This is a genomic window from Vibrio sp. R78045, assembly GCF_042466085.1.
Taxonomy (GTDB): domain Bacteria; phylum Pseudomonadota; class Gammaproteobacteria; order Enterobacterales; family Vibrionaceae; genus Vibrio; species Vibrio cyclitrophicus.
This window is the reverse complement of record NZ_JAXHBS010000017.1, coordinates 104872-122333: the sequence shown is the minus strand read 5'-3', so window position 1 is coordinate 122333 and position 17462 is coordinate 104872. Positions and strand designations below refer to the sequence as shown.

Genomic DNA, 17462 nt, shown 5'->3' with positions numbered 1-17462 from the left:
GAGGTAAGGGGACGTAAGCCGTACGTCACTTATCTTCAAAATATTAGTTTAGGAAGTAGCAATCTGATGACAACACAACCATCTCAGCAATCACACACAGATAACTCTGATGAGATAGATTTAGGGAAACTGCTTGGTATCCTGTTGGACGCTAAATGGTTAATCATGGTCACCACATTTGCTTTTGCTGTGTTCGGTATCGCGTTTGCGCTACTTTCGACTCCGATTTACAAAGCGGACGCACTGATTCAAATTGAAGAGAAGAGCTCTGGCGGCATTTCATCGATGGTTGGTGATATGGGCGAGTTGTTCTCTCAAGAATCTTCTGCCACGACAGAGGTTGAGATCATTAAATCTCGTATGATCTTGGGCGAAACGGTTGATAAATTCAATTTAACCACCGTCACCGAACCAAATTATGCACCGATTGTTGGTAAAGGGTTTGCTCGCCTAACCGGTGATATTAACCACATTGCCGTGAGCCGTTTTGCATTGCCAAGCTATGCCAGCGATTACGGACATACGATTCAGATCGTTGATGCTGAAAAAGGCACTTACCAGTTAGTTCGTGACGATGAACGCGTTATCTTGAAGGGTAAAGTAGGGGAGCTCGCGACAGCAGACGATTACAGCTTGTTTGTTGCTGGCTTTGAGTCGAGCAATGGCTTTGAATTTACCATTGGTAAACGCAGCCGATTAGAGGCCATTGAATGGCTGAAATCGTCTTTGTCTCTGTCTGAGCAAGGTAAGCAAACCGGCATTTTGAAGCTAAGCTTTGAAGGTGAGAACAAGCAGCAGATCTCTGAGATACTCAACCATATCAGCCAGATCTACTTCTTACAGAACGTGAAGCGTAATTCAGCGGAAGCAGAGAAGAGCTTATCTTTCTTAGAAAGCCACCTTCCGGGCATTAAATCTGAATTAACTGGCTACGAAGACACACTGAACAACTACCGTCAAGAAAACGAATCGATCGACTTGGGCCTCGAAGCACAATCAACGCTGAAGGTAATGGTAGAGCTTGAAGCGCAACTGAATGAGCTGACGTTCAAAGAGAGCGAAATCAGCCAACGCTTCACTAAAGATCACCCTGCATATAAATCACTGCTTGATAAGCGTAAAACGCTATTGGGCGAAAAAGAGCGCCTAAATAAGCAAGTACAAAAACTACCGAAAACCCAACGTGAAGTACTGCGTATGACACGTGATGTTGAAGTAAACCAACAGATCTACATCCAGCTTTTAAACAAGGTTCAAGAGCTGAGCATTATTAAAGCCGGCACTGTGGGTAACGTTCGTATTTTAGATGACGCTCAAGCGTATGCTCGCGCCGTTAAACCGAAGAAGCCATTGATTGTAGTGTTAGCCACGCTACTGGGTGGCATGCTAAGTGTCGCGTTTGTGTTAGTAAAAGCGGCGTTCCACCGAGGTGTTGAAAGCCCGGATCAAATTGAACAAATTGGCCTGCCTGTTTACGCAGCCGTACCAAAATCTGATTTGCAGATAGAGCTAACGAACCGTTTTAAATCGAAGAAGAAGCAGACCAAAGGGACTCAAGCGCTGCTTGCTGAATCTAACCCGGCCGATCTTTCGGTTGAAGCACTGCGTGGCCTTCGTACCAGCTTGCACTTCGCGATGCTAGAAGCGAAAAACAATATTCTGATGATTTCAGGCCCTGCGCCAGGCATTGGTAAATCATTCATCTCGACCAACTTTGCCGCAGTCGCTGCAAAAACAGGCCAAAAGGTATTGTTGATTGATGCCGATATGCGTAAAGGTTACCTACAACAAAGCTTTGGGGTGAACTGGGATAACGGTCTTTCTGATGTGCTTAGCGGTAAGCAAGAGTTCGCTCAATCTATTAAAGCAACACCGGTAGAGAACCTAGATATTATTACTCGCGGCCAAGTGCCACCCAACCCCTCTGAGCTGCTTATGCACCCACGCTTTGCAGAACTAATGGAATGGGCATCGAAAGAGTATGACTTGGTGATTGTTGATACCCCACCCGTACTTGCGGTAACCGACCCAAGTATTGTTGGCGCCTTTGCGGGTACCACATTAATGGTTGCGCGTTACGGTCAAAACACCATTAAAGAGATCGATGTGGCTCGTCACCGCTTCGAACAATCGGGTATCGAAGTGAAAGGCGTTATCTTCAACGCCATCGAGAAGAAAGCATCAAGCTCATACGGCTATGGTTACTACAACTACTCATATTCGAGCGATAAGAAGTAAAGAAAGCAGATACGGGATGTGGTGACACATCCCGTTATTCCACCATTCCGCTATTCCGCTCTTCAAGCTTTTCGCATATCGTTCATTCGTATCCCGAATTCTCTTCAGCTCCTAACGCGTTATCACCAAAAGCTAGATTCTGAATCACGCTCGTGCCTCACTGTTCAGAATGACGACTTTAAGTAACGTCAACCACTCCAAAATTCTTCACTACTCGCACCGCTCGCGACTCCGTCATTCCGCCATTTTATTACTTAAGAAGTGAGGAACGAAGTATCTGGAATCTGCTCTTTCCGCTCTTCAAGCTTTTCGCATATCGTTCATTCGTATCCCGAACTCTCTTCAGCTCCTAACGCGTTATCACCAAAAGCTAGATTCTGAATCACGCTCGTGCCTCACTGTTCAGAATGACGACTTTAAGTAACGTCAACCACTCCAAAATTCTTCACAACTCGCACCACGCGTGACTCCGTCATTCCGCCATTTTATTACTTAAGAAGTGAGGAGCGAAGTATCTGGAATCTGCTCTTTCCGCTCTTCAAGCTTTTCGCATATCGTTCATTCGTATCCCGAATTCTCTTCAGCTCCTAACGCGTTATCACCAAAAGCTAGATTCTGAATCACGCTCGTGCCTCACTGTTCAGAATGACGACTTTAAGTAACGTCAACCACTCCAAAATTCTTCACCACTCGCACCACGCGTGACTCCGTCATTCCAGAACGGAGGGACGAGGTATCTGGAATCTGCCTTTTATCTCTATTTCTATATTTGCCGCATTCCGTTTACTCGTCCCCCTCATCTGCACTTCTATTTCTTAACCACCCCACCCGTTAAATACAAACCAATTGCCGCTAGCACCGGATAACCAAACGCTTCATTGGTCATTTCCCCCAAAGGCTTCCAATCGTAGCCGTGCATACAACCCAAGATCACCATCACATGCAGTGCCACATAAGGAATGGTGAACAACAACACAATGTAGCGCTGTACTAACTTAAAAGGTTCATACGCCTTAAGCAGTGCCAGTTTGTGCTTCGCTTTTTCCTCATCAGTAAAAAACATCGCATCTCCTGTGTTGGTGAGTGCATCTAACCCTTTGTTAATGGAAGACTGGCTCCCGAATATTCTTCCGAACAATGTCATACAGCTCCTTGGTTTGTTGATTGGTTATATTCAGCCTTTCTAGTTCTTCCTTGTCCTTCCGTCCTTCCGTCATTCCAGAACTGAGGAACGAGGTATCTGGAATCTGCTCTTACTCTCTTAGCCTCACTACCGGACACGCCTTATTCACCCCCCAATCTTTATGCCCCTTCACGTTCTCATCTGAAATCAAGAACTGCTCTTGCAAGGCGGCCACCAAACCAAACAGCGCCTTACGCTGCCCAAGTGTGAAGTTATCTTCTGGTTGCAGATCGGTATTACAGCCACCGACGATACAAATGCCAATATTGCTCTTGTTGTGTCCTTTCACGTGTGCGCCGGTTTGCGACAGCGGCCTGCCAAGTTCGACATCCCCACTGCGACGAATCACAAAGTGGTACCCCACATCGCGCCAGCCTTTCTCCTTATGCCATCGACGAATCTCGGCGACGTTCACATCTCGCTCCGGCGGTGTGGCGCTGCAATGCACCGTAATAAAAGAGTATGGCGGGCAATGAGGTAAGCGGAGTAAAACCGAAACCAGGCTGAAAGAATAGGATGCTGAAGGCAAACAAGGATCTAACGAGGGGATGAGCTTGACCTTGCTAGCCTGTTCTTCCGAGCCTTCCTGATCTCGTGAACAATTTTGCTCTTCCGTACAAGCCCGCTCTGGCAAAACAGACGCCTCTAATGGTTGGTGTGGAACTCGATCAGTTGCTGGTGGAGTGTTTGACAAAATAAATCCTCTTGTTGTTGTAACCAGGTGGCTAAAAATGTGGATAACGAATCTTTTAAATCAGGGTGTAATGCGATGTGTTGTCGCAAACTTGCTTCTACGGTTTTTGCATAACCAGAGTGGTTGCTGACATAGCGTAAATACATCACGCAATAACCCAGTGGCGCTTCACGCCGCGCTCGGCTGATCATCCAGCAAACATCCTCATAGTTGGGATCTTCAAGGTGCTGGTTTTCGAAATAAGCCTTTTCAAGGTGCCGGCTTTCGAAATACAGATCTTCAAAACGATCATCTTCAAAGTCCGGGTCTTTAAAACACAGCTCTTCAAAACATGGATCTTTAAAATAACGGCATTCGATGCTCGCCATACCGGGTTGATACGCTGAAATAAAAAGAGAAACTATCGCCTTCATTAAGCACCTTATTGCTGTATGGGGAGAGCAATGTACTTCAAGAATCTTGATTGGGGTTGGTGGCAATAATGCGGAAACGGAGGAACACAAAAAAGTGAGAGGTGCTTCGAAGGTAATCATCTTAAGGAGTGTTCCTGTTGCATAACAGTGAGAACACATAGGAAAAACACTTTTTGTTACTTTTTATCTTGCCTCACCTTCGCCCCCAAACCGCTAAAAAGTGTTGTTAATGCCCTTTGTATCAATGGTTATGCATATCTATGAGCCTTCATAGCGAGAGCCAGGCAAATAGATAGACCAATTAACAAGGAGCGTTATTCATGTGTGTTTCCCTCATTCTTTCCTTCATCCCATTAAAAACCGGCTCGCCGATAAGCAAGTTGGTGTTATTAAAATTGGCCGACAACGCAGACGCGCGCGGCGTGTGTTTTCCCTCCTTAAATTATTTAGCGCAATATTGTGAAGTGTCGGTAAGAACCGTTAAACGGCACGTTAACGAACTCGAAAGGCAAGGGTTTGTGAAGCGGATAAAGCGGTTTGATGATTCAGGGCGCCAGCGCAGCAATCTATATCAGCTACGCTTACCCAGCGGAAACCACATTCAGCAGGCCGATCTAGACCAAGCTGCCAGAGCTCTAGCTCAAGAAGACGTAGCTCTAGAGCAAGAAGACAGTGATAAAACAGATCAACATAAATCGGATTTCAATACCCACTCGCCAAACCTGCCTATAAGTGACCATTCAGACACTCACCAGGGTGACTCAAGATCCAACACGGAGAGTGATCGTCCGGCACACATAATCTCTCATAAAGAACACAAAACAGAGTTGAACTTGAAAAGCGGCATCTTAGATGGCACCGATGTGCTTAATACCCCAAACCGTTCTGAAGAACCTGACACTTCCACTTCCACTTCTACTTCTACCTCTACCTCCATCTCTACCTCAAAAAGCAAAACCAAGAACGAAGCCGTGATAGATCTGCTCACCAAAGAGGGCAGCGCACCGATTTATCATGAGTTCTATGAAATATTAAAACGCTCCTACCCAAAGTTAGATGTGCTGCAAGAACTGCATGCCATGCAAGCTTGGCTATACGTTAATCCCGACAAGCGCAAACCCTTTGAGCACATTGGCCACTTTGTTAATGGTTGGCTGAGAAGAAGTGCGCAAGCCAAAACCAAACGAGGTTTAAAGCCTGCATTTAAGAAAACAAGAGCCCCCAAGCAAGCCCAAGTGTCTAAACAAACCCAAGCGTCTAAACAAACAAGAACCGCTAAGCCCGCCAACCCGATCAAAGCCCTTGATTCAATGAACGCAGCTGGCTCAATAACTACTGCTGGGCTAACAAACACAACAGGGCCAACAAACACAGATAAACCGACAGCAGATTTAAACCACGCACACTCAATCCAAAATGACCAAGCTGAAAGCCAATCGCTAGAACCACAACAACCAACACCGGTCACTCAGGCCCTCGCGGACTACAAAGCCAAAAGCACCACTAACCCGTTTGAAGAGCGCATCAAGGCCCTCATTCAATCGAAATCGAAGAGTAGAGACAACGATCAGTGAAAGCCGGAATGTCGAATCAATTACAGGCTTAGACCAGCCAAAGAGAACACAGACAAAAAACGTCAAGAGAGAAAAGTACAATTAGGAGAGGGCAACATGGATGAGACCAGCCTAAAAAAACTGACTACGGAAGAGAAGGTCACCATTTTAGAAAAAGAGATAGCGCGGGTTGAAGGGCGCATTGGCGAGTTCTTAGGTTTGCTTGTTAACTACTACCCACAAGGGTTAACACGCACTGAGATTAAAGCGCTATTGGCGGTAAACAACAACCAAAGCTTTGTTTCGTTATACCGAAACGGCAACATTTTCATTGATATAGAAAAGCGCTATTGCGATGCAGCACAAGAAAACCGCTACTTCATAGGAACCCAGTTTCTACACAACGTACAATGCTTTCGCTGGGTAAATGCTTGGTAAGATGTTCGACCAGACAGGGTGAATTTCAAACTGGTTAATATGCACTTACTTTGCTAGAATGCGCTGCGTATTTAAAAGCGTATAAAAACCGCATAAAGCGAACAAATTGTCACTATTGCCTTTAGGAGCCAAACCTAAGGGCGGTAGCGTACCCAAATGCAAGAGTGGCAAGTAAGTAGTTAGAAAATCAAAAGCGCTACAAGCTACTGAAGGCTGCTTTTGGGCTGTCTATTGAGGCGGTTTTAAAAAGTAAGCAAAATCTAGGTTTTATAAGGGACCGTCGAAAATAGATTGGCTCAAAATAAATGGGAAATTCCTCTGCGCGTAAAAATCGGCAAAAGCAAATTTTTTGAAGCCTTTTTAACTATTTCAGCAGTAATTGTTAGTACTGAAGGTTGAGATATATTGAAGATAACTTGTAATGACTTAGATTGTATGCTGATTTTATACAAAGCATATCAGTGTACGATATAATTACATGAGTTATTAACGTTATATCCACTAAGCAACAGAACGGTGCTTTACTGCGTAGTTAAAAGATGAGGGTATATTGCTATCTACGGTAAAGCACTCAGAGGCCCATACAGCAAAGATAAGAATTGTATGGTGCGCTATCCATGTGGTTAGTTCATTTAGTGCAGTAAGCCAAGTAGTGTTAGGCGGTTTAAAACTGCAGATAAAAGTAATGGAATAAAAACGATTCCTGTATTGCTTTAATTATTTTTCAAGGTTGCTTAGTCAATATTGGATGCCCTAAAGTTAACAGCAGAAAGACCGCGTTCAGATGCTGATAACCTTTAACCGAAGAGGTTATCAAATACCTTGTAGAAGGTGGGTAGATAAGTGTTTATCTAGCGTATTTATTCGATTTTACTGCGGTTTTAAAGATAGAATAAGCGGATGCTAAATTAGTAATGATCAGGAAATTTAGATTAAACCTGCCATGAGTGTGTGTTAAATATTCTAATAAGCCTTTATTTGCGAGAGGTTAACAACCCTCCGTAAATATACTTTTAATAAAAGGAGATAAAATGTCTGTAGTATATGTATCAGGAACTTTTGACTTGTTCCATAGTAATCATTTGAGAATGATTGAGTATGGCCGTGGGTTAGGTAGCACTTTGATTGTTGGAGTAAGTACTGATGAATTAGTATGTTCATATAAAAAGCCACCAGCGGTTCCATTTGAAGAAAGAATCAGTATTGTATCTGGATTAAAAGCTCCCGACATTGTACTTCCACAGCACACTCTAGAACATACTGAAACTGTTAAAAAGCTAAATATCGATAAGTTTGTTATTGGTGATGATTGGTTTGGGAAATACGACTATCTTAAAGATCTTGGGGTGGAAGTGTATTATATGCCTTATGGGATGGGTGTAAGTAGCTCTAACTTGAAAAAGAAAATTTTTGAACAATACAATGAACTAGTGAAGAAAAGTGATGAGCATCCAATACCAGAACCAAAATAAAATTAACATTCTTATTACTGGTGGTGAAGGTGACTTAGCTAAAGCTTTAATCGATAGACTAAGTGAGGACTTTAGCTGCTCTTCTCCAAATAGGCGTGAGTTAGATGTGGGAGACGTTAAAAATGTAGCCTGTTTCTTTGAAGATAAAACATTTGATATTGTGATAAATTTGGCTGGGACATTATATTCAAGTGAGCTGGTCGACTCTAATCCGGAACTATGGATTAAAGATATACAAGTCAACCTCATAGGTACTTATCTAGTTTGTCGGTCTGCCTTACAAAAGAATAAAAACACCAAAATAATCAATGTCGCTTCTACTGCCGCTTATAACTCTTATAGTGATTGGACTTCTTATTGTGCTGCTAAAGCTGGTGTAATAAAAATATCTGAAGGCTTATCAAAGTCAAAATTCTCAGTGGTTACCCTGTGCCCTGGAGCTGTAGACACAAAAATTAGAGACGCCTTGACTATTGAAAATCCGAATATAATGACTATTGATGAAGGGGTGTCTCCTATATTTGATGCTGTTAATGGCAAGTTTGAAGATTCAACAATATTTATGTACAGGAAAGGTGAGTATAAGTTTATTAACGGTGGCTTTAATGATGGGATATGAGAATTAGTAATTTTTAAAAATTAAAACTAATTATTTGAAACTTTCTAGTTAGAATGACATTGCTATTGTATCTTCATAGAATTATTTTTGAAAATAGTACTTCTTCTGTAATGCTATTTTATAGGGTTGCAGTGGAGGTTATTTTTTATCAGTATATTTAAATAAATTTTGACATACAGTCTATATATACGATTTTTAAAGTTCGGTGTTTTTATAATATTTTTATGGTTTTAAATAAATATAAGGTTAATTTGATGTTTTTTTTAAAAAAAATATACTTGTTAATTATGAGTGCGATTTTTTTTCCATTAACTTTGATGAAAAGAAACGCCAACAAATGGATTTTTTATTCTAAATTTGGTTATAAAGATAGTACAAGAATAATTTTCGAAAAATCTGTAGATGATGGATTAGATGCTTACTATTTTTTTGATGATTTACCTCCTTTAAACGTTAAGAAATGCTACTCGTTACGATTTGTGAGAATAGGAACATGGAGATATTTTCAGATAATGTCAAGAGGGCAGGTTGTTTTTCTTACACATGGATTAGGCGTGTTGTCTTTTCTTAGTTACCGTACGAAAATAATACAATTGTGGCATGGTGTACCTATAAAAAAAATCTTGCTTGATTCTAGTTTTGACTGCACCAAGTCAGAAATTATATGGATAAATAATATACTTATTAGACTGTATAGAAAAAGAATTAATATGTATGATTATATCCTGTCACCAGGAGGTCTGTGCAGTAAGTATTTTTCAAGTGCCTTTGGGGTTCCAATTGAAAGGATTCTCACCCTTGGGAGTCCAAGACACGAAGTAATGAAGGTAACATCATTTAGTAAAATCGCAGAAAGCAATGTGATAAACGTATTGTACCTACCTACATGGAGGAATGATTTTTCTAAAACATTGGATGTTGTAAGTTCATTAAATGATAGTGCATTAAATAAAATGCTTGAAGCCAATAATATAGTGATAAATATCCGGCCGCATCCTTATGATATGGACAGATTTAGTAAAGATAATTTATTTGTTAATAACAAAAACTTCAAGATATTAACTGGTGACTTTGACATAACATCAGAATTCAATATGTTTGATGCTTTTATATCTGACTATAGTAGTGTTGTATTCGATCTTGCATACGTTAACTCGAAAATATTATTTTACGTACCTGACTATGATGACTATATTAAAGAAAGAGAGGTTTATACTAATATTTGTGATATTGCTGGCGATAGTTTTGCAAGTGATATCGGTTCTTTGATATTTCTTTTGGAAAAGATATTTGTTAAAAATGAAAATTTAACAAACAACATAAAAAAAATAGGGCTTGTAGATGTAAAAAGCAATCAGACTAAAAATATTATTAATTTTGCTTTGTCGGTAAGCAAACAAGCATAATGATATTACGATTTTTAATTTAACCATCTCAGAAAAGAGGTTTTTTTGATAGTTTATAAAGTAATTCGAAACTTCTCAAATGGTGGTTTATTATATTTGCCGCCTTTTTTGTTTGGTATAATAGCTCCAATAATAATACTAAATTATCAGTCTTCAGAACATGCCATGGTGGAGTTTTATGCGGCTACATTTGGTTTGGGTATGGTCACAAGTGGGATAACAAACTCACTACAGTATGTTGTTTCAAAATTTTCTGATGGGGAGGTCGTTGATAAGTTTATAAGAACATATATATTAAGTCGTCTGGCTTTGATTCTTATTATTTTACCTTTTGAAAATATCTCGTTTACATTTTATGGGATGGAATATACATATTTATTCTTCATTGTTATTATTTTTGCATCATTCCCGGGTTGGTCTTATTTGTATCTAAAAGGATTTACTCGTTTACCAATATTCATGGTTTGGGTGGAGAATTTATTAAAAGTTTGCTTACTGTATTTCCTTTGTGTTTATGATATATCTGTATGGTGGTTTCTAATGATACCTGCAAGTATAAATACATTAGTTAGTCTTCCATTATTAACTTTAAAAACTTACAATTACATGAGACCTAGGCAATTTTTTAACATATTTGGCCTTTTTGTCAGTAACGGAGTCTTGTTTTCACTAAGTTGGCTTACTTTTATGTCTATGTTAATTGGAATGTCAAGCAGTTCGGTGTTGGTTGTTTTTTTTGAAAGAATACTACGTATTTTAGAGCGTGCTTCATCTATATTATCTACATTAATTCTTAGAGCTAACACCAAACTTTCGTTATCAGATAAATTCAAGTTAAATTTGCTAAGTAATATAAAAACCATGTGGCCATATGCGATATGTGCGACTATTGCTTTTTATTTTTTTGTCGACGAACTCGTTGCTTTTTTTGTTATTTGCATATTTAATATTACTTTAGGGCAGTTAGTTCAGCAGTTGTTAAGGCCAAATAAAATATATAACTTTGGTGGAATGATTCAAGCCGTAATTTTACTCATCCCAGTTTTAATAAACCCTCAATTAGATGAAAAGACCGTAATTTTTTTATTTGTAATTGGTGGGTTAGTCAATTTTATTATTCGAGTTTTAAGTGTTACAGGGCCGATAAATAGTGGAAAATTATAAATTAAAGGATATACAGGATGAAATGCTAAGTATCGCAGTTCATTTTGATGATTTATGCCGACAGCATAATCTTAGCTATGTGATTTGTGGTGGGAGTTTATTGGGTGCTGTTAGACATGAAGGGTTCATTCCTTGGGATGATGATTTTGATGTTCTAATGCCAAGACGTGATTTTAACAAGTTTATTTCCATTTGGGAGGATAGTGAAACACTATCAACAATAAAAGTTGGTGATGATGGCTACTATAAAGTAGGAACGCCTCTTAAAGTATTTAATAAATTCACACGAGTTTCTGAAATTAATGAATTAGAAAATGGTATGCCAGAGTTTAATGAGTATGGGATTTTTTTAGATGTTTTTCCTGCTGATTTCTATCCTGATACTATATTTTGGAAAATTATTAACCGATATTTCGGAAAGCTTATTGTTACAAAGGAAATGTCTAGGTTCCCTATGAGAAAAAAGAGTCTTATTCAAAGGTTTATTTATAAATCAACCTTTTTATTACCTAAATCTCTTATTTACAAATTGAAAGAAAAATTAATTTTATCTTTGTGTAACAATGACTTTGAACCTTCGGAACTTAAAGTTGGTTATGGGCTTGAAACTCCATTTAATAATTTGTGGTTAAATATTGATTGTGTTTTCCCAGCTCAAAAGAAGTTCAAGATAAATGGCAATTTTTTCTATGGACCTAATAAGCCTAATGAATATCTAGAAGCGCGTTACGGAGACTTTACAGTTCTTCCTCCAATAAATATGCGTTATCAACATATTGTAGATGTTAAGTATGTGGGAAAAAAAAATGAAGAGTAAGATTGTTGCCTTAATATGTGAGAAACCATTTTTAGGCGATGAACCGTTAAGTAACCCTAGTTTGTATTGGTTCAGTTCTCGTTTAGGTGACAATACTACTTATGTGATGCGTGGCAGTAAAACTAGTAATGGTTACTTATCAATGCCTGACACCAACTCAACTTTTGAACTTATATCAAAAACTTTCACTAATTCTGCCTTTCGGGCTGAACTTAGAAACTCTGTGAAGAAAGTAAGTTCCGAGCTAGATACAGCTGATATTATCTGGATCAGGGGGCCATCATTGGTACCTTTTATTCTATCTAGGTTTTGGAAAAAAAAGTATAGAGAGAAATCTTTTGTCCATATTTGTGCAAATAGATTTACTTTTAATCATCTTAAGTATGATTTTAATTTTAAAAACTTAATTAGGTATGGTTATGGTTGTGCACTTACCGGGCTGATCCAATTTTTACAGAAAAAAGGTGTTACCTTTTTTTATACAGGTAGTCAGGTTGCAGATAATTTCAAAATAAACAATGGAAATTATTTAATTGATTTTGTTTCTGGTGGGGTGGATCTTAATTTAGAATTAAATGTTAACTCTTTAAGTTTCATATCTTTGGGGCGGTTATCTAAGCTGGCAAATAATTCAGAATTTAATCGTTTTGTATCAATGGCAAATTCAAATGTTGATATATATGGACCAGGGGACAGTTCGATTAAGATTGACGGAGTTTCAAACCTTGGTACAGTGTTACCTAGTGAAATATCTTCAATTTTAGATGGCTATAATGTTGTCATTTGTATTACTAATGAGTATTATGAAGGCTTCCCTAGAGTAATTGCTGAAGCTGTTTGTAAGGGATTATGGGTTGTAGTTACAAAAGAGTCTGTGTTCCTCAAGGATATTATTGATTACCCTAAGTTAATAATATCTGAAGATATTATTAGTGAAGACGGTTTACATGAGAAAATTGGGAGAAAGATTGATATTAATAAAATGGAATCGTTCGTTGAGCTTCTTCAAAAACGGTCGGAAGTTGATTTGTAATGTTTTCTTTTCTATTTAAGTTTTTTTCCATTTTAGGCGTGTTGCTTTTTACAAATACGATCGGTCATGATTATTCTGTTTTAAAACATGCCTATGAAATCCGACAAGAAAGTTTTGGGCATCTATTTATATTTCTAAGTTATCTTTACAATAGTTTAGGGCTCGAATATTATTGGGTGCACTTAACTTATGCAATGATTTTTTCATTTTCCTTTGCATTAATCACTAAAAATATAATATTCGCATTATTGATAGTATTTCTTTCCGGTGAGGTTCTAAACGAACAATTGCGTTTTTTTTCTGGAACAATACTGGCTTTGGTCCTGATTAGATATTCATCAGCTCTTTCCATGGTCGTTTATCTTATACATCCAGCAGCGACTATAGTAGCGGGTATTTCAGCTATAGTTAACCGCTTTTTTATCAATAAAAGTGCGATGAGCTTATTTTTTCTGGTTGTCATCTCGATAGCATCCTCTTTTTTGTTGAAGCCTGTGATTATCAAACTATCTGTAGTTTTTGGTTATGCTTATGCTGGTTCCCATTTTTTTGAATCAATTTCAAGCTTTGGATTGTTGTATATTATAGCAACAAGTCTGTTGTCTATATTTATAGTCATTTACTCGAAGAAAATTCAGCAACAAGAAATAGAAGCGATCACAATATATGGTTTGAGTCTTTCTGCTTGTTTTTTTAGTCAGTTTGCTATTTTCTCCGGAAGGTTAGTCTTAGTTATTGCTATTTTGTCTACTACTATTTCTATTCGACCTAGTGTTTATCGAAATACAATAAATTCAGTTAGGATTAATTACTTAGAATCATTTTCAATTTTAATGTTATGTATTGTTTTTTCTGTGTATTTAGCAAAGTATTTCTATTTTTTATAATGAAGGTTTAAGGTTTAAGGTTTAAGGTTTAGGTTTGAGCTATATAAAAAAATCCAATTCAAAGGTTTCTATAATTATGCCAGCGCACAACGCTGGAAAATATATCGCTAAATCTATAGAATCTGTTATAAAACAAAGTTACAAAAATTGGCAGCTAATTATAGTAAACGACAGGTCTACGGATAATACATTAGATATAATAAATAGTTATATTTCTAAAGATAATCGCATAATGTTGGTAGACAATAAAAATACTGAAGGCGGTGCATATTACGCCAGAAATATAGGTTTAGATAATGCTACCGGAAGATATATTGCTTTTCTAGATAGTGATGACTTCTGGTTAGATGATAAATTGAAAATTCAAATTGAAGCGATGATATTACATGGGTATCATGTTTCACATTGTGCCTATACGAGGATTGATGAAAGTGAGCGAAAGTTAGGCGAAGTAAGTATAATGAAGGAGGTTACTTACTCTGATCAGTTAAAATCAAACAGGATTCCTAATTTAACAGGAATTTATGATCGAACTAAGATTGATACTGTGAAGCAAAGAAATATCGGACATGAAGATTATGATATGTGGTTGAGTGTACTCAAAAAAACACCATCCATAGGTATAAATAAGCCCTTAGCTTATTATAGGGTAGTTAATGGTTCGTTATCATCAAATAAGATGAAATCTGCGGCTTGGCATTATAATATTCTGAAGATTCAAGAAGATATAGGCTTTGTAAAGAGGTGTTTTTACTTTTCATTTTATATTTACTATGCTATTTCGAAACGACTTTAGTCTAGATTTACTGGAGATTGATGATTTTATATTACCACCTTTTTAAGAGGGCGATATTACAAGTTCATCCCATTTTAATATATCCCCCCCCCATTTAAAAAATAACGGCCTTGACTGTTAGGAATAGAATCTTCAATTCCATACGCCACCTCTGGTGCTTAATGTAGTAAGTATAAAATTAATGTTTCCAAACTGCGTCTTCAACAGAAGCGCTGTATGGTTAATTTACTGGATCTAAGCTTGTTACTCCGGATTCTAAAGCTGTAATATGGAGTCTCCTTTTCTCGAGCCTCAATAAATAACTTATGTTCAAGACGTGGGACTACCATCGAAATCTCACCTCTATCTAGAGCTTTCTTTTTAACACTGTTGTTTTTATGTTCTAGCCATTTATAAATGAGTTAATACATAAATTCGACGTTTTTTATCAGTGTTATATTCGATTTTCTATTACGAATGAATACACATATTCATTTGTGCTGTTGGGAGGGATCTGTAACTAGCGTATAATGCAAACCACGTCAGTAACTAAAAGATTAATAAATATGATAAAGAAATGCCTTTTCCCCGCAGCAGGTTACGGAACTCGCTTCCTTCCAGCTACCAAATCTATGCCAAAAGAGATGATGCCAGTGGTGAACAAACCACTCATTGAATACGGTGTTGAAGAAGCCATACAAGCTGGTATGAGCGATATGTGCATCGTAACAGGTCGTGGTAAACATTCGTTAATGGATCACTTTGATAAAAACTATGAACTTGAACATCAAATCATGGGCACCAGTAAAGAGTCTTTGTTGGATGATATTCGCGGCTTGATCGATTCTGCAAGCTACACCTATATTCGTCAACGCGAGATGAAAGGCTTAGGTCACGCTATTTTGACGGGGCGTGAACTTGTTGGTGATGAACCATTTGCAGTGGTACTGGCTGATGATTTATGTGTTAACGAGCAGCAAGGTGTTTTGGCACAAATGGTCGAATTGTATAAACAGTTTCGCTGCTCAATTGTTGCCGTGCAAGAAGTACCAGAATCAGAAACTCATAAATATGGCGTGATTTCTGGAGAGATGATAAAGGATGATATCTTCCGTATCGATGATATGGTTGAAAAACCTGAATCTGGCACTGCCCCAAGTAATTTGGCGATTATTGGTCGTTATATCCTTACCCCTGATATCTTTGAGCTGATTGAACAAACAGAGCCGGGTAAAGGTGGTGAAATCCAAATTACCGATGCACTACTAAAACAAGCAAGATCAGGCTGTGTTCTTGCGTATAAGTTTAAAGGTCAACGTTTTGACTGTGGTAGTGTTGAAGGGTATATCGAAGCAACGAATCATTGTTTTGAAACCTTCTATAAGAAAGATCCAAGTGCAGAACTTGCTAAAAAGCCAACCGTGAAGGTGACTGAAGAAACAGAAACGGCTTAATGGTTTTTGGATTCAGATAGGAAGGGCTAGTTACTTTGTATCTAGCCCTTTTTTGATTTTACGCGCTTACTTGATTTGAAAATAAGGCAGGATTGTCTAATTGTACCTAAATAAATTAAGGGGCTTGACCGAATTTTATGTACAATTGAATGCTTAATGCCCGTTTTCTCATTGGCAGGTTTCGCGGCGAAAGGTGATAAAAAGATAGGGAACGAACATGAAAATTTTAGTGACTGGTGGTACTGGTTACATTGGTAGTCATACTTGCATTCAAATGATTGAGGCAGGTATCACTCCCATTATTTTGGATAACCTCTATAACAGCAAAGAATTGGTGTTAGATCGTGTAAAACATGTCTCAGGTACTAAGCCCGTCTTCTATCAAGGTGATATTCGTGACTCGGCCATTCTTCAAACCATTTTTTCAGAGCATAATATCGCGGGTGTCATTCATTTTGCTGGCCTTAAAGCGGTCGGAGAATCCGTCGAAAAACCCTTGATGTATTACGATAATAACGTCTCGGGGACATTGAACCTAGTAAGTGAGATGGATAAAGCTGGCGTGAAGAGCATTATTTTTAGTTCGTCGGCAACGGTGTATGGCGATCCGGCTTCGGTGCCGATCCGTGAAGATTTTCCAACGTCGGCCACTAACCCTTACGGGCGCAGTAAGCTGATGGTGGAAGAGTGCTTAACGGATTTTCATAAAGCGAACCCAGAATGGAGCATTACGCTCCTTCGTTATTTTAACCCTGTTGGTGCGCATGAGTCGGGTTTACTAGGGGAAGATCCTCAAGGTATTCCCAATAACCTGTTGCCATTTGTCGCGCAAGTGGCGGTGGGCCGCCGCGATAGGCTAGGTGTGTTTGGTAATGATTACCACACGCCGGATGGCACCGGTGTACGCGACTATATCCACGTGGTTGATTTGGCTGACGGTCATTTAGCCGCGTTAAATACCGTGGGTAGCCAGCAAGGCTTGCATATCTTTAACTTAGGCACAGGTCAAGGTAACAGCGTGCTTGAAATGGTTGCGGCGTTTGAGCAGGCCTCACAACGCGCAGTACCTTATCAGGTGTTGCCGCGTCGCGCAGGGGACATTGCGGAATGTTGGGCTGATCCCAGTTATGCTGAACAAGTACTTGGCTGGAAAGCCACGCGCTCACTGAAAACGATGGTCGAAGATACGTGGCGCTGGCAATCGAAAAACCCCGAAGGGTATCAATAATCGCTCTGTCGTGAGTGTCGATATACGTTCGTGAAAGGGTCGGCTATAGCCTACCCTTTTTTGTTTGATGAGTCATAGGTCATGGTGA

16 protein-coding genes are annotated in these 17462 nt (G+C 38.8%); 13 read left to right on the top strand and 3 right to left on the bottom strand.

Features of this window, described 5'->3' with window-relative positions; all coding sequences use genetic code 11:
- The first annotated feature begins 66 nt into the window (after nt 1–66).
- The gene (locus tag SJY39_RS19940; RefSeq protein ID WP_372275240.1) at nt 67–2238 is read left to right on the top strand and encodes a polysaccharide biosynthesis tyrosine autokinase; all 2172 of its coding nucleotides are present in this window, start codon (nt 67–69) and stop codon (nt 2236–2238) included.
- An 808-nt stretch (nt 2239–3046) separates the two neighbouring features.
- On the opposite strand, the gene SJY39_RS19935 is transcribed toward SJY39_RS19940, so the two are convergent.
- From SJY39_RS19935 to SJY39_RS19925, 3 genes are all read right to left on the bottom strand, one after another.
- A complete protein-coding gene (locus SJY39_RS19935; protein WP_016784030.1) occupies nt 3047–3382 on the bottom strand; it encodes a hypothetical protein in 336 nt (111 codons plus the stop codon).
- A gap of 109 nt (nt 3383–3491) precedes the next feature.
- Nucleotides 3492–4055 (bottom strand): N-acetylmuramoyl-L-alanine amidase, encoded by a 564-nt coding sequence (locus tag SJY39_RS19930; RefSeq protein WP_372275242.1) that lies wholly within the window; start codon nt 4053–4055, stop codon nt 3492–3494.
- A gap of 11 nt (nt 4056–4066) precedes the next feature.
- Nucleotides 4067–4528, bottom strand: coding sequence for a hypothetical protein (locus SJY39_RS19925; protein ID WP_372012031.1), 462 nt, complete (start codon nt 4526–4528; stop codon nt 4067–4069).
- Between the two features lie 320 nt (nt 4529–4848).
- Between SJY39_RS19925 and SJY39_RS19920 the strand changes: the two genes are divergently transcribed.
- The 12 genes from SJY39_RS19920 (at nt 4849) to galE (ending at nt 17374) form a co-directional block, all read left to right on the top strand.
- Nucleotides 4849–6102, top strand: coding sequence for a helix-turn-helix domain-containing protein (locus SJY39_RS19920; RefSeq protein ID WP_372275244.1), 1254 nt, complete (start codon nt 4849–4851; stop codon nt 6100–6102).
- Nucleotides 6103–6198: 96 nt separating this feature from the next.
- Complete coding sequence (locus SJY39_RS19915) at nt 6199–6519, top strand: hypothetical protein (RefSeq protein ID WP_372275246.1); 321 nt, start codon at nt 6199–6201, stop codon at nt 6517–6519.
- Nucleotides 6520–7550: 1031 nt separating this feature from the next.
- On the top strand, nt 7551–7991 hold the full coding sequence (locus tag SJY39_RS19910; RefSeq protein WP_372275248.1) for an adenylyltransferase/cytidyltransferase family protein: 441 nt from the start codon (nt 7551–7553) through the stop codon (nt 7989–7991).
- A complete protein-coding gene (locus SJY39_RS19905) occupies nt 7963–8610 on the top strand; it encodes an SDR family NAD(P)-dependent oxidoreductase (protein WP_372275250.1) in 648 nt (215 codons plus the stop codon). The genes SJY39_RS19910 and SJY39_RS19905 overlap by 29 nt, the downstream gene beginning before the upstream one ends.
- Nucleotides 8611–8864: 254 nt before the next feature.
- Nucleotides 8865–10016 (top strand): CDP-glycerol glycerophosphotransferase family protein, encoded by a 1152-nt coding sequence (locus SJY39_RS19900; protein WP_372275251.1) that lies wholly within the window; start codon nt 8865–8867, stop codon nt 10014–10016.
- Between the two features lie 45 nt (nt 10017–10061).
- Complete coding sequence (locus SJY39_RS19895) at nt 10062–11180, top strand: hypothetical protein (protein WP_372275253.1); 1119 nt, start codon at nt 10062–10064, stop codon at nt 11178–11180.
- Nucleotides 11167–11997, top strand: coding sequence for a phosphorylcholine transferase LicD (locus SJY39_RS19890; RefSeq protein ID WP_372275254.1), 831 nt, complete (start codon nt 11167–11169; stop codon nt 11995–11997). Before SJY39_RS19895 ends, SJY39_RS19890 begins: the two co-directional genes overlap by 14 nt.
- Complete coding sequence (locus tag SJY39_RS19885) at nt 11987–13030, top strand: hypothetical protein (RefSeq protein ID WP_372275256.1); 1044 nt, start codon at nt 11987–11989, stop codon at nt 13028–13030. Before SJY39_RS19890 ends, SJY39_RS19885 begins: the two co-directional genes overlap by 11 nt.
- Nucleotides 13030–13917 carry a hypothetical protein gene (locus SJY39_RS19880; protein WP_372275258.1) on the top strand — a complete coding sequence of 296 codons (888 nt, stop codon included), beginning with the start codon at nt 13030–13032 and terminating at the stop codon, nt 13915–13917. Before SJY39_RS19885 ends, SJY39_RS19880 begins: the two co-directional genes overlap by 1 nt.
- A 34-nt stretch (nt 13918–13951) precedes the next feature.
- Nucleotides 13952–14713 (top strand): glycosyltransferase family 2 protein, encoded by a 762-nt coding sequence (locus tag SJY39_RS19875; protein ID WP_390242682.1) that lies wholly within the window; start codon nt 13952–13954, stop codon nt 14711–14713.
- Between the two features lie 545 nt (nt 14714–15258).
- Nucleotides 15259–16146, top strand: coding sequence for a UTP--glucose-1-phosphate uridylyltransferase GalU (gene galU, locus SJY39_RS19870; protein WP_372275262.1), 888 nt, complete (start codon nt 15259–15261; stop codon nt 16144–16146).
- 217 nt (nt 16147–16363) lie between these two features.
- On the top strand, nt 16364–17374 hold the full coding sequence (galE, locus tag SJY39_RS19865) for a UDP-glucose 4-epimerase GalE (RefSeq protein WP_372275264.1): 1011 nt from the start codon (nt 16364–16366) through the stop codon (nt 17372–17374).
- The last annotated feature ends 88 nt before the right edge of the window (nt 17375–17462 follow it).

What these genes read in the sequence shown, in the direction of transcription:
- SJY39_RS19940 (WP_372275240.1), top strand. Translation starts at nt 67, where the DNA reads ATGACAACACAACCATCTCAGCAATCACACACAGATAACTCTGATGAG.
- SJY39_RS19935 (WP_016784030.1), bottom strand. Translation starts at nt 3,382, where the DNA reads ATGACATTGTTCGGAAGAATATTCGGGAGCCAGTCTTCCATTAACAAA.
- SJY39_RS19925 (WP_372012031.1), bottom strand. Translation starts at nt 4,528, where the DNA reads ATGAAGGCGATAGTTTCTCTTTTTATTTCAGCGTATCAACCCGGTATG.
- SJY39_RS19920 (WP_372275244.1), top strand. Translation starts at nt 4,849, where the DNA reads ATGTGTGTTTCCCTCATTCTTTCCTTCATCCCATTAAAAACCGGCTCG.
- SJY39_RS19915 (WP_372275246.1), top strand. Translation starts at nt 6,199, where the DNA reads ATGGATGAGACCAGCCTAAAAAAACTGACTACGGAAGAGAAGGTCACC.
- SJY39_RS19910 (WP_372275248.1), top strand. Translation starts at nt 7,551, where the DNA reads ATGTCTGTAGTATATGTATCAGGAACTTTTGACTTGTTCCATAGTAAT.
- SJY39_RS19905 (WP_372275250.1), top strand. Translation starts at nt 7,963, where the DNA reads ATGAGCATCCAATACCAGAACCAAAATAAAATTAACATTCTTATTACT.
- SJY39_RS19900 (WP_372275251.1), top strand. Translation starts at nt 8,865, where the DNA reads ATGTTTTTTTTAAAAAAAATATACTTGTTAATTATGAGTGCGATTTTT.
- SJY39_RS19885 (WP_372275256.1), top strand. Translation starts at nt 11,987, where the DNA reads ATGAAGAGTAAGATTGTTGCCTTAATATGTGAGAAACCATTTTTAGGC.
- SJY39_RS19880 (WP_372275258.1), top strand. Translation starts at nt 13,030, where the DNA reads ATGTTTTCTTTTCTATTTAAGTTTTTTTCCATTTTAGGCGTGTTGCTT.
- galU (WP_372275262.1), top strand. Translation starts at nt 15,259, where the DNA reads ATGATAAAGAAATGCCTTTTCCCCGCAGCAGGTTACGGAACTCGCTTC.
- galE (WP_372275264.1), top strand. Translation starts at nt 16,364, where the DNA reads ATGAAAATTTTAGTGACTGGTGGTACTGGTTACATTGGTAGTCATACT.